Origin of the sequence: Thiocapsa sp., assembly GCF_018399035.1 — a bacterium.
Taxonomy (GTDB): domain Bacteria; phylum Pseudomonadota; class Gammaproteobacteria; order Chromatiales; family Chromatiaceae; genus Thiocapsa.
Genome location: NZ_CP073760.1, coordinates 208,043 through 222,811, shown reverse-complemented (window position 1 = coordinate 222,811; position 14,769 = coordinate 208,043). Strand labels below are relative to the sequence as shown.

Here is a 14,769-nt window from a genome sequence, read left to right as displayed (position 1 = left end):
TCCGGAAAATCAGTGCTATTCTTAGGGTATTGAGGCCCACCGTCGAATGGACAGCCCTTCACGGATCGCACGGTTCGAGCTGCCCGCCACCGTGATGACTCGGACGAGGTTTCCCGACTGCAGAGGAACCACCAATGTCTGCTCAAGGCTTACCAACAATCAAGTCAGGGAGTCGCGGCCCCTATGTCACCTATTGCCAAAACCTGCTGAACGCCCGGCTGCATGGACAGGGATGCCTGTGGGTCGACGGCATCTTCGGCCCGAAAACCGACGCTGCGGTTCGACATTACCAAGGGTTCCATCGACTGGAGCGCGACGGCGTCGTCGGCCCCTTGACTTGGGGCTCACTCGAGGCTGGCCCGCCACCGATCAGGAAGCGGCCCTCGGCAGCCTTGGCGCCGGTTCCGGAATCCGGCGGATTCTAGTCTCGGCGCCGGATCTCACCCACGAGGATACAATGGCTTGCATCTTTAATCGGGGAGTAAGGTCCACATGCGCGGCAACAGTTTCTTTTCGATTCTACTCGTCTGCTTGATCTCGACGATGGCGGAACCCACCTGGACTCGAGACCTGACCAAAGACCTACCGGGATCAAGCGACCTCGCCGGCATCCCACGCTTTGCGGACACCGTCATCATCGGTTACCGCTTCAGCGAGTTTGACCGAAGCGACATCCCGACCGGCCAGTGGGATCCCGATCCCGCCGTTCGCTTCTGGCGCGATTCGCTCGATCTCGAGGGGCGGCGTACCCGCATCCTCTATCTCGCCCCTCACGACGCAAGCGCACTCGAGGTCATCCGGAATTACCGGCAATCCCTCGAGGGACTCGACTATCAACCCATCTTCCAATGCTCGGGGTTTCGAGACTGCGGCGCTAAGATCGCGGATTTTTATGTCGACGAGACCCATGGCAAGAAGCTGACCGACAACAACATGCTCAAGAACGTGTATTCAGGAGCATCCGTGCAGGATCCGCAAGCCTTGGTCGCCAAGCGGACCGGGGGCGACACGGATGCCTATCTCTTCATCTTCGCCGCCTATCAGGACAACTATGTCGAGCCCGCTGCCGGCAAGCGGGTCGCCATCTTCCTGGAGGAGGTTCTGACCACGCCGATGCAGGACCGCATGATCCTGCTGGATGCTGCCGAGTTGGACCGCGGCCTGTCCGACACGGGACGGATCGCCCTCTACGGCATCTACTTCGACTTCGACCAGGCGACGATCCGTCCCGAATCCGAGCCACAACTGTCTGAAATGGCGAAGCTGTTGCGCGCACAGCCCGACCTCGGCGTCTACATCGTCGGACATACCGACAACGCAGGCGGTCTCGATTACAACATGGACCTCTCGAAGCGACGCGCAAACGCTGTGGTGCAGGCATTGGCGACCGACTTCCAGATCACCCCGGACCGACTCACGCCCATGGGCGTGGCCAGCTTGTCCCCCGTCGCGGCCAACACAACCGAGGACGGACGCGCCACGAACCGGCGGGTGGAGATGGTCGCGAAATAGCAGCTTTGACCCATGCCGTTCCGACCGATTCACCGCGCTCCGACCCCAGACCAGGCGATAGGCACCGTAGGATGGGTAAAGCGCAGCGAAACCCATCCTCCCCTGCCCTAACCTCAACACCGAGGGCAAATAAGCGCAGCTCATCGGCCGGCTACCGTGACCATGGATCGGATGGTGGTGCACCGCCAAACGAAAGGGGCAGCTATAAATAGGCCGGACCTGCCGTCACGGGTCGCCTGGCCTCGCAATCCGAGCGGTGTCGCCTTTCGAGAACTGGCGAAGCTCTGCGAGCACTACTTCGGCCAGCCACGCCAATCAGGCAGCCACCTGATTTTCAAGACACCCTGGCTCGGCGATCCACGCGTCAACATCCAAGACAAGAGCGGAAAATCCAAGCCCTATCAGGTTAAGCAGATCCTTGCCGCCATCGAGAAGATCGAAAATGGTTGACGCTAAACACTACGCCTATCGTGTCGTTTGGTCCGAAGAGGATCAGGAGTTCATTGGACTCTGCGCCGAGCTCCCGAGCCTCTCCCACCTGGATGAAAACCAGGTATCAGCTCTACAGGGGATTGTCGCGCTCGTCGCGGACGTCATCTCGGACATGGAAGACAGCGGAGAAACGCCCCCAAGCCGATCGCAGATCGGCACTACTCCGGACGGTTCCAAGTTCGTATCACGCCGGAACTGCACCGCCGTCTCGCCATCCGAGCGGCGGAGGCCAACGTCAGCCTGAACAGGATGGTGAACGATCAGCTTGCCAAGTGTTAAGGTAATTCCCGGGAATAAGCATCCCGACTGTGCACGCCCGGAAGACCTGAAGGACTTGTAGGCAATCGCCCGCTCGAAAAGCTTCGGTTTTGAACGTCGCACTTCGGCAAGCGCCCCCTCGTCGAATCGCGACCTATCCATCGCACGCGCCAGCGGCAGCCATGCCGGCTGCTCCGGGAACAGCTCTGTCCCGAGTGGATTTTATCGCCTTCGTCAACGCCAACATCGAAAAGCCCTTCAAAAGGACCGTTCACGGCAATCCATTGGTGGCTTAATGCTCACGGAATTTGAGCACGGCTGTTCTCGCTGGCCGCGAGCCAGCGGGTTTGGCGCCAGGCCGGCGCGGCGATCGGGAAGAGCGGCGTGCCCGGAGACAGCAGGCACAGATACTCGGCGACGGCGCGCCGCTGGCGCTGGTAGCCCTCGCGGAGCACACGCCGGCAATGTTCAAGGCCAACCTGCTCGCCCATGAAATAGCGTGTGCCCTGGTGGAGGCGCTACCCGTTGGCGTCCCACCCCACCATGCCTGGATCTTGGCCTGGTCCGGCCAAGGGAGGCTGTCGTCGGGATCCAGATCGACATTCGGGTCATCGGGGTCGTCGGTGGGACCCGGCTCAAAGTCTCCGGGTGGATTGCGCTCGAAATCGAGCCAAGCCAGATCAAGACCGGTGATCGTGGAGAAGGATTCGCCCGCCAAGCGGGCGGTCACATCGTCGGACATGAGCCTGATGAGCCAGGGGATGTAGTGCATCTGGCCGGCCACCCCAGCCCCGCGGATCAGCAGGCGCTGATTGGCGGGATCATTGGCCATCGATTGGAGAAGACGATGACCGCTCGGCAGATCGACTGCCTTAAGCCACAACTCCAGAGCGGGTGCGCGGAAGGGACCTGGTTTGTCCGCGAGATCCGCCAGAACATCCGAGGAACGGTCCCGATTCCCGAGCAGCAGCGACGACACCGCAGCCCAGAAGCGCGCGCATGGATCCGCGTCCTGCAAACCTCCCAGACAGACATAGACCAGATCGCGTCGGCCAGCCTCCCCGGCGGCACGCAAGGCGCGGGCACGTAGCCTCGGATCGGGATTCTCGATCGCGTGGGCGAGCGTCGCACCCGGGTCGAGACGGTGCATGATGCAGGCGGCAATGCCGACCTCTCGGCGAATGGGCTCCTCGGACGCCAGAAGCTCCGCGACGATGCCTTGGAGGTCTTGGGCCGATACCCATCCGAAGGCGGAGATCAATCCGCGGCGCGCGTCCGCTAGGGTCTCGGCAAGTGCGAAAAGACGATCGATGCGCCCCTTGTCTTTGCTCCCGATCGCACTGACCGCAGCCGCGAAGACCTCCCCGGCCCCGGCGTCTCGAGCGCCGCCTCGCAAAGTCGGGAGCCATGATCACCGGCCACCGCCACTCCGTCCAGATGCGCGGCGATACGCTCGTCGAGACGCGCCAAGTGGAGAAGCTTGACGTGCGGTGCCCGCACCAGCACCGAACGGGTATGGCGCAGGATCGCCGATTCCTCGGCGTGCTGTTGGATGACCGGCAGGATGGGTTGGCGGGAGCTGGTTAACATGGGCCGCGACACCGGGCTGGTCTTTCATTATTGGCGGACGTCATCGTTGTCATTCCCCTACTGATACTCGCCGAGACGCAGTTGAGTTACGACGTCGGCCAACGAAGTCGAGCCTTTAGTAGCCTCAGCGTCCTTAGCGCTACGGAGATCCTGCAAATCCTGATAGTCTTCGAGAGCTTCCGCCACTGCGCGAAACTCCTCGATGGGAAGGACCACGTATTCTTCAGAACCCTCTTTCCCTATAAACTGAGGATGCAAGTTCACCAATCACCTCTTTGCTTAACCGTGCTCTCGGTGCATCACGCGCTCCACGACGACTGTAGCGTCTTCGACCTCGAAAAGCACCCTATAGTTATTAGCGCGCAGACGATACTCCGGCGTGAAGTTGGTGAGGCGCTTTATGTCTCCGGTCAGCCCGCGTTCCAGTCCGCTGAGCTTCTTGGCAATACGAGCAGCGTCTGGTTTCTCAAGGCCACACATATCCTTTATTGCCTGTGGCTTTAGTTCGACCTTCATGGTGGGCTCGTTTGCTATTGAACAGACCTGATATGGGGTAATACCTGCGCTTCCGCCGTTCTTGGCCGAAGCGCCTCGTTAGGAGATCATTAGTTTCCTCGAATTGATTCCAGAATTGAGTAAACGGAGAGTAAGCCGGGTTCTTGCCGTCGGTTAGGCTGATGTTTGTGTTCTCGGTTTGCCGCCTGGTTTCCCGGCGGTGCCACATGATCTCGGCCATACGACGGTTCGTTCCCGGCTCCTCGCAGAACCGGACTTGGAGTGTTACACCATCCGGCTCCCAGCTTGAGTCATCCACCAAGGGACGGGGTAGAGATCATGGATGATCCGAGCACGCGGCAGCAGGGGGCGAATGGCGGCGCTGAAGCGCTTCCAGGTCAACGAGCGGCGCTGACTGCGGCGGTTTAGCCACTTAAACAGCAGGCCGCCGGCGAAGTGGATGTAACTCGCCAAGGCGCGGCCGTTGCCGCTCACCCCGTAGTACTGGAGATGCCCGCGCAGGTGGCGCACGAGGTAGGCCAGCATGGCCGCCCCGCCCTGCGTGCGCAGGCCGCGTAGTCGCTCGTTCAACAGTTTGAGCTTCTTGGCCATGCGCTTGCCGTCGGTCTTGCGCCCGACCACGAACCGGCCCCGACGACTACGGCCCACATAGTGGGTGAAGCCGAGGAAGCTGAAGGTGCGCGATCCTGCCGCGGTGTCGGCACGTTGCCCAAGGGCGTGGCTGCCGAAGCGTAACAGCGCGGTTTTGCTCGGTTCGACTTCCAGGTCGAAGGACGCCAGTCGTTCGGTCATGGCGGCCAGGAAGGCGTTGGCATCGGCCTCGTACTCGAAGCAGGCGACATAGTCGTCGGCGTAGCGGATCAGGTAGGCTTTGCCGGCACAGCCCCTGGCGAAACGTTTCTCGAACCACAGGTCGAGCACGTAGTGCAGGTAGATATTGCTGAGCACGGGCGAGACCAAACCCCTTGCGGGGCACCCTCGTCGCTGGCCGTGAATGCGCCGTCTTCCATGACGCCGGCCTTCAGGAAGCGCCGCACGATCCGCAGAAGATTGGGATCGGCGATGCGGTGCTCCAGGAAGCGCAGTAAATGGGCATGCGAGAGATGATCGAAGAAGCCTTTGATGTCGGCCTCAACCACCCATTGCGTTTCTGCGTTGGTGATGACCTCCGCGACCCGCCGCAACGCATCGTGCGCGCTACGACCGGGACGAAAGCCATACGAGCAGTCGCAAAATTCCGGCTCCCAGATGGCTTGCAGGAGGCGGCTGAGCCGATCCTGCACCAATCGGTCCTCGAAGCTCGGCACACCCAGCGGACGGTAGCGTCCATCCCCCTTGGGAATGTAGCTGCGCCGCACCGGTTGCGGCCGGTAGCCCATTCGGCGTATCCGCGCCGACAGGTCGTCCAGTTGCGCGTCCAGGTCCTTTCCGTAGTCGTCTTTTCTTACCCCATCGACTCCGGGCGCCTTGTTTCCTTTCTGTCGCTCGAAGCTTTCGCGCAAGCCCTCGGGGTCGAACAACAACCCCATCAGAGAATTGAACCGCTCTCGCAGTTGCTCGCGCGCCATCAGTGTGAAACGCTCAAGTTTGGTTGTCACGGACAGAATCCTCTCGGCGTAGGGCCGTGTGTCGCTTTCGCGTTGTCTCAAACCGCCACCCCTTTGCTCGACCCGCATTACCGGGCGTCATCGCTCGTATGGATGGCTCCGACTTCCACGCACCACCGTCCGTGTCCTCGCTTTCTACACTTGTTCACGGGTGCCCGCCTCCGGCGGACCGATACGTGGATCTCCCTGGTTACCACGTGTTCTCCATGTCAGGCTCGATACGGCCTCGGACCCTGGGAGTATCCGTACCGCTCGCCATCGCGCAGCACGGATTGTTGCCTGCCGGAGGGACAAACCCGTCGGCACTCCCGACTGTTCTTTACGGGGCTCAACACCTTCAAGGTCGGCTCCACCCGTTACCTTTGCACCTCGCCTGCTTTCGTGCCTACGCATCGACGTGTCCGTTGCCGTCCACGCCGCAAGGCTCGATACTGGGCTCGCGGCGCACGATTACCCAGGCGGGATTCCCACCCGCTAGAACACGCGGCCTTGCCAGGCCGCACTGTCCCCTGAACCCACCGCACTGTCCCCCATTACGCCCCATTACGCTCCTTGTTTGTACGCTCATTCCTTAACTGAAGCGTGTTCGCAATGTTGTGGCGACACCGGAGATCATAGCTCGGTGCTGGCTTGGCCTGTGCTGCTTCGATAGCCGCTCCAGCCAATCGGCTGCGGCTACGAATTGTGCATAGTTGCTATCGTTCACTTCGAAGATACCCCCCCCCGAATGGGATTCTTCGATGACCGAGAGGATCTCCTGCAGTAAGTCGAGCCTGCTGATCAACGCTTGGTCGTCGCAACCGCGCAGGCGCTGCAGGATCTCTAGCTCCTGTGTCACAGACATGATAGTGGGCATGCTATGGAGCGATACTAGGATGTCTTCGAGCTGCAGGTTCATGTCAGTACGGCGAATTATCCATCGGAATGTGGGCACCATTCGGGTCGGAGCCGAAGGAGCCCCAGGTGCCGCTGGTCCGAAAGTTCTCGGCTGGCCCACCTCCGATCGGCTGCCTGCGAATTGAGGCGGTCGGGCCCGTAGCGGCGTTGGAACCGGGGAAGTTGGCGACGGCGTTCGGATTGACGCCATGCCCGTGGATCGACATATTATGCGTGGCTGTCGTAGTCTGGTGCCTAAAGCCGCCTGCTGGGAAATTGGCAGACGGCACCCAGTTGTTGGGAAGACCATGGTGGGCCGCAAAAGCCTGCACATCGTTATAATCGATACGCCCGTTGTGAACAAGGTCTGAGATATCGGTCGGCGCGGCCTGGAAACGCCCGGTCTGCCGGTTGCGCCATCGGTTAGCATTGGCGTCGACGGTGCAGGATAGCCCGACAGGGTCCGCTAGAAAGAACCTGCTCCCAGCGTACCAATAAAGGTTTGGGCCAACCATCATTCTGAGCGGGTCCTGGGATACGAAGCATCCCAAAACCGGATCATCAAAACGGTATCGGTTGTAGTGCAAACCGGTTTCTGCGTCGGAGTATTGCCCCTGCAACCGTATCGGATTCTCGACCCCGTTGGCATGTAGTTTCGAAATCTTCCCCCATGCCGTATAGATTGCCCCCCACTTCACCTCGCCGCCAGCATCTGTCAAGCCGGTCGGACAACCATTCGGATCGTTGTGATAGTGGTAGACGTGTCGGACAGTTCCCGCGCCCTCAACTAGAGCTAATGGCTCAAAAGTCTCCGGATAATAGACGTATTCCCGCGCCTTCTGCGGAACTGCCGCTTGGGCGTTCTCTCGCCGCTCGGCAATGGCGACGACGTTGCCCGCGACTGCGGGCATAGGTTCCTTCGGCCGGTTGAGTGCAACAACCGACTCCCCTACCAACGCATCGCCATCCCAGTAGAACAGCGAGCGATTCTCCCCGGTCTCCTTGAAAAGCCGCCGACCGAGGGGATCGTATCCATAGCGGGTCACCGTCCCATTACCATAGCTCTCGATGAGTCGCTGATTGGCATCCCACACCAAGCGCAAATCCCGCTCCCCATCCCGCCGCTCAGCCAAATTCCCGGCCCGATCAAATCGGTAGTAAGTCCCCTCATACTCGCCCTCCCGGCTCCACTCCCCCTCCACCACGCCACCGCCCACAATGCGCTGGCGCGTCCCTTCGACAATCCGCGTCCGCAACCGATCACCCGCCGGATCATTAAGATAGCGGGTAATCCGCCGCTGCGGGTCAAGGTGCTCGGTAATCCGACCCAGTGGATCATAACGATAAACATCGACGCCATACTGGCTGTCGCTGCGCTGGGTGAGGTTGCCCGCCGCATCGTATTCGAAGCGCGTGGCGAATATCGGCGACCCATTGGCCGAGACAGCCTGCTCCGTGAGATAGCCGTCGGCGCTGTAGCCGAACTGGCGCGAGAGGTGCGGGCTGAGTTGCTCGCGAGCAATCCTGCCGGCGGCATCCCGCTCGATGCGGATCGGCTCGTCCTGATTGATGCGCAGGGCCACGGCCTGATCGAGCGCATCGAACTCATAAGCAACCGCATTGCCCAGGCTAGTCTCGCGTGCGACCCGATTTCCGGTGGCGTCGTAGCTGTTCTTGATCGAAAAGGCCCCCTGCGACTCCTCCGTCAGGCGGCCCTCGGCGTCGAATTGGCGCTTGATGGCGGCATGTGCGTTCGCGGTCTCGACCAGGTTGCCGTTCGCGTCGTAGGCAAAGGTCTCGACGAAGCCATCGGGCAGGGTTTTTTTGAGGATGCGACCCAAGGGATCGGTGGCGTATCGGATGGTGCGCCCGAGCGGATCGGTGGACGAGGTCAGGTGGCCGCTCGCGTCGTAGGCATAGCGCCGCGCCTGCCCCCAGTAGTCCACCTCCTCGACGATGCGGCCCAGCGCATCGCGCCCGAGGTGGTAGGTTTCACCGCGCTGGTTGGTCACGCCGACCAGGCGCTCCTCGCTGTCATAGTGATACTCGACCTTGTGGCCGTCGGGCTGGATGCGACGCTGGATTTCCCCCAGACCGAAGTATTCCAGCCGGGTCCGGGCCCGGTTCTCGTCGGTGTACTGGGTGAGGTTGTCCTCGGGGTCGTAATCACATGCAATGCTGGCGCCGCTCGGAAGCACCGTGCGCGTAAGCCGGCCCTTTAGGTCGTAGGCGTACTGGGTTTGTTGCCTCAGGGGATCGGATTTTGCTGTGATGTTGCCGAGGGCGTCGTAGGCGAAGTGAGTCGCGTGGTTCAGGGCATCCGTAAGGCGCGTGAGGTTGCCAACGGCGTCGAAAGCGAGGCCGGTGCGCGCGCCTCGGGGATTGACGAAGGCGACGAGTTGGCCTTGTGTGTCGTAGTGGTAGTGCGACTCGGCGCCAAGGGGGGTCACCTGCATCGTCAGGAGATCCCGGCTGTCCCATTCCTGGCCCCAGGTCGCCCCGTTCGGGTCGGTGATGCGAACCGCTTTATCGGCGGCGTTGAACTCGGTGACGATGGCCTTGCCGTCGGGACGGGTCAGGGTGATGAGGTTCCCCCGCTCATCATAGCCGTAGGCCGTCGTTCGCCCGGCCGGGTCTGTTACGCTCGTCGTTCGACCCGCCGGGTCGTAGGTGTAGCTCGTCACCCCGCCAAGGGGATCCGTCTCGCGGACGATCTGCCCCAACTCGTCCATCTCGACCGACCAGCGCTGGCCGAGACTGTCGGTATAGTTGGTCCAGAGTCCTGCGGGGTCGAACTGGAAATGGTAGTCATAGAGACCGCCGTCGCCCCAGGCGTGCACGCAACGGCCGGCGGCGTCGTATTCGTAGTAAAAGGTGAGGCCCGTGCGGTTGGTGTGTTGGGCGAGGCGGCCGTCCGCGTGCCAGCCGAAGGTATAAGGGTTGTCGAGGGCATCGTAGACGTGGGTGAGACTGCCGTTCTCGTCGTACGCGTATCGAGCGAGGGTGCGCTGTTCAGGGAAGTCCGGGTGGTGCAGGGCGATCCGCTCGACGAGCCCGCCCTTGCTCGTGACATCCAGGCGTCGACCGGCGCTCTCGACGACCTGCGCGAGACCCTCGGGACCGCGGATGAAATGCAGGGAGTTGCGGCACGCGTCGACAATGGCATCGACGAGGATCTCCCGCCAATCGCCCCTCTGGAGCGGGAAATACCACGTGAGTCCACCCTTCTTGCGGACGGCGAAGTGCCTTTCGAGTCGGAGGAGCGTCCACCCGTCGACGGCGTCGCGCACCGGCTCGGACTCCGGCAGGTGCTCGAATCGGCACCCCGCCCCGGTTCCGTCGAAGAAGCCGATGGAACCGTCGGCGAGCACTTCGAGCCGCGCGTCGGCGGGGTCTCCCACCCGCGACCGCAGGCGCCCATGCGTTGGCTATTCGATCCGTAATGGCGGGTCCACTGGATGGGAATCCGTCCGGGCAGATCGATGTCGAGCTGATCGACGGCCACTTCGCCGGTGCGCACGTCGACCGGCTCGGCCTTCAGGACCGTGCACTTGAGAAATCCCGGCGGCATGTTCTTGAAGGTCGCCCGCCAAGCGCCCTTGGCCTTGTCGGCGAGCGCGCTCGCCGCCCCGCGCGCGGCTCGGCCCAGCCCCGTCTTTCCCAGCGCCTTCATCACCGGCCCGACGAGGTGCATGGCCATGGACATGAGCGAGATCGTCGGTGGGCCGCCGATCAGCACCGGCGGACCGGCGGGGATCGGGAGCACGACAGACGTCGGCAAGACGAGTGTTTTGGTCCCGCCCTTGCGCTTCGGGTTGAGCCTGGGCGGGGGCGGCATGCCGATCGACTGGCAGGACAGGGCGGGCAGAGCCATATAGGTTGCCGCGTCACCGTCGAACTCGACGGTGGCGCTGCCCATGAAGTTCTCATCCTCGTTTGCCGGCGGGGGTGGCACGAAGACGCCGCCGATCGGGATGTGCGGGGGGATCGCCTTGCCCATCGTTCCGGCGATCGCCCGGTTCATCGCGTTGACCTTGACGGTGGCGCCGATGATCGGTGCGTAGTCGAACGGGTCGAACACGATCCCGACATAGGGATGGGGCACCGGCACCGGCGGAACCGGCCCGGGCGGCTGAATGATGTGTATATCGACCCCGATGACGGGATCGAAATGCTTGGCTGCGGGCATCATGAGGTGGCGGCCCCTGGCTCTAGTCGCCCTTCCCAGCCCTCGCCCATGGCGGTATCAAGGCGCGCTCGCAGCTGTGCCTCCTGCTCGCCGGGGCTCACTTGCCGGCCGACGAGACGCAGTAGGCTCTGTCCGACCCAGGGCAGGGTCGAGCTCGCGCGCTGCTCGGCGGGCATGGCCTCGCCCGCTGCGAGGGCCCGCAAGCCGCAACGCCAGGCATCGGCATCCGCCGTGGCCTGCTCGTGACACCAGGCGGCCATGCGCAGGCTCTCGAGTTTCATGGTCGCGTCATGTGCCTTCTCGGCGAGCGGCGTCACCGCCTCGTAGACGCGGGCGGCCTCGGGCCAGCGCGATCCGGCGACGAGGGCGCTGCCAAGGCCCATTCCGGTGGCCACCTCGAGCTTGGCGCCGGCCGGGTGTGCGGCCTCTGTCGCTCGGCGCGCTGCGACGATTGCGTCCCGATAGCTATCGGCCGACTTATCGATCTCGCCCGCCCCAATCCGCGCCGCGCCAAGCGCCATGTGGATCACGACCTCCTGATCGACCCAGCCCTGCGTCTTCGCAACGGCCAGGGCGCCGGCCGCGGCCTTCTCGGCGGCCCGCGGATTCTTCTTGGCGGCGGCGCTCGCCACGGCGGCGAGGCCACAGCGCAACGTCTTGGCGGGGCCGTCGGCGCCCTCACTGCGGGCCAGCTCCTCGACCGCTGCGCTCATGTCGAGTGCCGGCTCGACGGAGCGCACACGGTCTGGCGCGGATGTTTGCAGGCCGTCAAGGAGCGGCGTGTCAAGCGCGTCGGTCACCATGAACCGGATCGACGCATTCAGGTCTACGCGCGCCAACCGCTCCAGCCACTGGCGCCAGCCTGCAGGGTCTGCAATGCGTTCCGGTGACAGGTAAATGGCGAGGAGCTCCATGCCGTCCGCGTAAAACCGGTGGAAGGAGTCGAGGGCCTTAAGCAACCGAACGCCGTCGGGTTGAGCTGGATCGGGTGGCTGCCAGTCCGCGTTGAGGTTTGCCGCGATTAGATCCTGGCGCGAGCGGTCGAACTGATCGGTCAGTTCTTGGAGCAGCGTCTTGGCGTGTTCCTCGGGTTTGAGGAAGGCACTGCGCAGAGTCAGGAATACGTCTGGAGTGGCTGCGCCGGCTGGCTCTGTCTCAAGCTCGACGAGCATGTCAATCATACGCCGCTCATCGAGATCACAGCGCCAGATGAGGAGTCGCGCCTCGGGATCGGTCGCGAAGCCATTCCAGATGGCCCGCACCTGCTCCAGTCGTCGCTCGATCGCGTTTGCCATTGGTGTCTGCTTGGCCGTCGTGAAAATATTCGCTCGCTGGCTACTCAGTAGAGGCAACCGCCACGCGTCATTCATACCCGCAAGCCGGCATAGACTATTGCGGTTAGACTGGGAACTACGCTGGTGGCGGCCCGTACCCGAGCCAAGCCAAGCCACGCAGTCGAGATTAGCGTTAATCAACCAGGCTAAACCGCGTCCAGAGCGACATGCGTCGTTTTCATTGTTCGTTTAGCTTCGGAGATATCCTCGATCCCAGTGAGACGCGGTTTAGAATTTAGGATTTTTAATACTTTAAACCGCGCCCGCTCCAACAATCGTCGAATCTGCCGGGGGAGATCCCATCCAAAAACATCACATACCGCACCGGGCGCGGTTTAATTGAGCTTGATCGTGGCCCCCATGACCGTAACCAGAGCTGCGGACTGGATCGTGATCCCCGCAGGCCCGATCTCGATGATGGAGCCAGCGGCGGACAGGGTGATCTTGGTGGACGATGTGATCTCGATAGACCCGGCAACGGAGATGGTCTGATTTCCGCCCACGGTGACCTGATCGTTCCCGATAACGTCGCTGCTCCGGTCACCCTGGACCTCGAGCGTGCGACTGCCGCCCACGTTCGTAACCTGATTGGCCCCGACATCGGTCTTCTGGATGGCGCCGATGAGGTTCGTCTGGTCAGAGCCGACCTCCAGCTTCTGGTTGGAACCCACAGAAGTGGTCTGATCACTCCCTACGGTGATCGCCTGATTGCTCCCGATTGTCTCAGTGTCGTCCACGCCCACGGTGGTGGTCCGCTTGTTGTGTATCACGTCGGTTTGGTCGTGCTGGATGGTCGTGCTCATGTCGTATTGGCCGTGGATACGGATGAGCTCATTTCCCTTGGTGTCGTCCATGATCATTTCATTGTAGCCCGCCCCGCCCTTCGTGCTGTTGGATTTGAGCCCACTAATCACGGCGCTATCGGGAAGGCCATAGGGGGGCATGCAGTCCCCATTGTAGACGCGGCCGGTAATGATCGGCTGGTCCGGGTCGCCTTCCAGGAACTCGACGATAACTTCCTGGCCGATCCGCGGTATGGCGACCGCGCCCCAGTTCTTGCCGGCCCAGGGATGTGACACCCGTACCCAACATGAGCTGTTTTCGTCCTGCTTCCCGTAGCGATCCCAATGGAACTGGATCTTGACCCGACCGTATTGATCTGTCCAGATTTCCTCCCCGGCCGTACCGACGACGATTGCCGTCTGCGGTCCCTGGACGACCGGCTTCGGGGTCTCGCGTGCCGGGCGGAAAGGGGTTTGCGCATCCATGACGGTCAGGCTGCTCGCGAAGACCGGCTCGGCCGGGTTCGACTCAAAGGACCCGAATTCGTCGGACCTGAGGCGATAATCGGCCGAGAGGATGAGATACTCTCGGTTCTGATCCTCGCGCCGGTGCCCGGTCAGCGAGAAGAGCGCCCCGGGGGCAAGTCCACGGGCGGTGCCTCGCGCTTTGGCAATCTCATGTATGGCCTGAGCCTCCTCCATCCGCACCCGCGCATAGGTTTCGCTGTCGCCGGCTTCAACATAATTGCCCGGATAATCGAAGACCTCGTAATCGGCGAGCTCGTGTGGCTTGGGGCTGCTTCGAGTTGCGAGCAGATTCTTGCGCGGTGCAGTGAAGTCGAAGGAGGTATTGGCGAAGGCGCCGGGACGAACCTGTTGCTCGATCGACCAGGTGTTGATGTGGTCACGCTCGCGCAGCGAATCGGCATCGGGCGGGTAATAGGGTACCTCCTCGTAGCCCGCGATGGTTGAATGAGCGCTGTAGCTGTCGGCCAGAATCAGATGATGCTTGCCGTCCTGGTGCTCGAAGAAGTAGTAGATGCCCTCATGCTCCAGCAAGCGGCTGACGAAGCTCAGGTCCGTCTCGCGATACTGAACGCAGTAGACCCACTGCCGATAGCTCCCGGAGAGGCGCTCTTCGAAGTCGGTGAATCCATGCTCGCGGAAGATGGATTTGACGATATCCGGAACCGTCTGCTCTTGAAAGATACGACAGTCGGCCGTGCGCGAAAGAAACCAAAGCCAGGGCACCAATGTGGCTTTATAGAGTGCGTCGGCGCCGTCGAAGCCAACGTGTGAAAAACGATTGATCCAGCCGTTGAACCATCGCTTGCTTCCATCCATCAACCGCAGCGAGACGGTGGCCGGCTTGCCGAGCAGATCCGAGGGGGCGATATCGATGTCTTCGCTGCTGAGGTCCAACCTGTATTCGAACAAGGCGCTGATGCGCTCGTTTGCGGTCATGCTCCGCAACAGAAGCGCATCCTCGCCGAGCGGCGTTTTCACCGCAAGGGTCCGATCACGTTGGCTTAAAGGCATTGCAGGCCCTCGACCGAGATTCCAACCGATTATAGTCGAGTCGCAGGCATACGCCAGCCCGGCGATGCCACGCG

At 62.1% G+C, this 14,769-nt stretch carries 13 protein-coding genes and 2 pseudogenes; 7 read left to right on the top strand and 8 right to left on the bottom strand.

Features of this window, described 5'->3' with window-relative positions; all coding sequences use genetic code 11:
- Nucleotides 1–134: 134 nt before the first annotated feature.
- From KFB96_RS27355 to KFB96_RS27350, 4 genes are all read left to right on the top strand, one after another.
- Entirely contained in the window at nucleotides 135–425 is a 291-nt protein-coding gene (locus tag KFB96_RS27355) for a peptidoglycan-binding protein (RefSeq protein WP_213458558.1), read from the top strand.
- A 67-nt stretch (nucleotides 426–492) separates the two neighbouring features.
- Nucleotides 493–1,512, top strand: a complete 1,020-nt coding sequence (locus tag KFB96_RS01060) for an OmpA family protein (protein ID WP_213458557.1) — start codon at nucleotides 493–495, stop codon at nucleotides 1,510–1,512.
- 177 nt (nucleotides 1,513–1,689) lie between these two features.
- Nucleotides 1,690–1,962 (top strand): type II toxin-antitoxin system HicA family toxin, encoded by a 273-nt coding sequence (locus KFB96_RS01055; RefSeq protein ID WP_300971216.1) that lies wholly within the window; start codon nucleotides 1,690–1,692, stop codon nucleotides 1,960–1,962.
- A 105-nt stretch (nucleotides 1,963–2,067) separates the two neighbouring features.
- On the top strand, nucleotides 2,068–2,283 hold the full coding sequence (locus KFB96_RS27350; RefSeq protein WP_366931536.1) for a toxin-antitoxin system HicB family antitoxin: 216 nt from the start codon (nucleotides 2,068–2,070) through the stop codon (nucleotides 2,281–2,283).
- Nucleotides 2,284–2,554: 271 nt separating this feature from the next.
- Here KFB96_RS27350 and KFB96_RS01045 read toward each other — a convergent pair whose 3' ends face one another.
- Nucleotides 2,555–3,658, bottom strand: coding sequence for a TIGR02270 family protein (locus tag KFB96_RS01045; RefSeq protein WP_213458556.1), 1,104 nt, complete (start codon nucleotides 3,656–3,658; stop codon nucleotides 2,555–2,557).
- A gap of 11 nt (nucleotides 3,659–3,669) precedes the next feature.
- Between KFB96_RS01045 and KFB96_RS01040 the strand changes: the two genes are divergently transcribed.
- Entirely contained in the window at nucleotides 3,670–3,849 is a 180-nt protein-coding gene (locus KFB96_RS01040; protein WP_213458555.1) for a hypothetical protein, read from the top strand.
- A gap of 282 nt (nucleotides 3,850–4,131) precedes the next feature.
- Here KFB96_RS01040 and KFB96_RS01035 read toward each other — a convergent pair whose 3' ends face one another.
- From KFB96_RS01035 to KFB96_RS27345, 5 genes and pseudogenes are all read right to left on the bottom strand, one after another.
- Nucleotides 4,132–4,368, bottom strand: a complete 237-nt coding sequence (locus tag KFB96_RS01035; protein WP_213458554.1) for a type II toxin-antitoxin system RelE/ParE family toxin — start codon at nucleotides 4,366–4,368, stop codon at nucleotides 4,132–4,134.
- Nucleotides 4,369–4,632: 264 nt separating this feature from the next.
- Nucleotides 4,633–5,747, bottom strand: a pseudogene (locus KFB96_RS01030) (reverse transcriptase domain-containing protein).
- 799 nt (nucleotides 5,748–6,546) lie between these two features.
- Nucleotides 6,547–6,873: a hypothetical protein gene (locus KFB96_RS01025; RefSeq protein ID WP_213458553.1), complete on the bottom strand. Its 327-nt coding sequence runs from the start codon at nucleotides 6,871–6,873 to the stop codon at nucleotides 6,547–6,549.
- Between the two features lies 1 nt (nucleotide 6,874).
- Entirely contained in the window at nucleotides 6,875–10,252 is a 3,378-nt protein-coding gene (locus KFB96_RS01020; RefSeq protein WP_213501661.1) for an RHS repeat-associated core domain-containing protein, read from the bottom strand.
- Between the two features lie 47 nt (nucleotides 10,253–10,299).
- Nucleotides 10,300–10,422 (bottom strand): annotated as a pseudogene (locus tag KFB96_RS27345) (DUF6531 domain-containing protein); the annotation flags it as partial.
- On the opposite strand from KFB96_RS27345, the gene KFB96_RS01015 reads away from it, so the two are divergent.
- Entirely contained in the window at nucleotides 10,403–10,729 is a 327-nt protein-coding gene (locus KFB96_RS01015) for a hypothetical protein (protein WP_213501659.1), read from the top strand. The pseudogene KFB96_RS27345 and the gene KFB96_RS01015 sit on opposite strands and share 20 nt — an antisense overlap.
- Before the next feature lie 39 nt (nucleotides 10,730–10,768).
- Nucleotides 10,769–10,915 (top strand): hypothetical protein, encoded by a 147-nt coding sequence (locus tag KFB96_RS01010; RefSeq protein ID WP_213501657.1) that lies wholly within the window; start codon nucleotides 10,769–10,771, stop codon nucleotides 10,913–10,915.
- Between the two features lie 124 nt (nucleotides 10,916–11,039).
- Here KFB96_RS01010 and KFB96_RS01005 read toward each other — a convergent pair whose 3' ends face one another.
- Both KFB96_RS01005 and KFB96_RS01000 read right to left on the bottom strand, forming a co-directional pair.
- The gene (locus tag KFB96_RS01005) at nucleotides 11,040–12,410 is read right to left on the bottom strand and encodes a hypothetical protein (RefSeq protein ID WP_213465835.1); all 1,371 of its coding nucleotides are present in this window, start codon (nucleotides 12,408–12,410) and stop codon (nucleotides 11,040–11,042) included.
- Nucleotides 12,411–12,709: 299 nt separating this feature from the next.
- Nucleotides 12,710–14,662, bottom strand: a complete 1,953-nt coding sequence (locus KFB96_RS01000) for a type VI secretion system Vgr family protein (protein WP_300971215.1) — start codon at nucleotides 14,660–14,662, stop codon at nucleotides 12,710–12,712.
- Nucleotides 14,663–14,769: the final 107 nt, after the last annotated feature.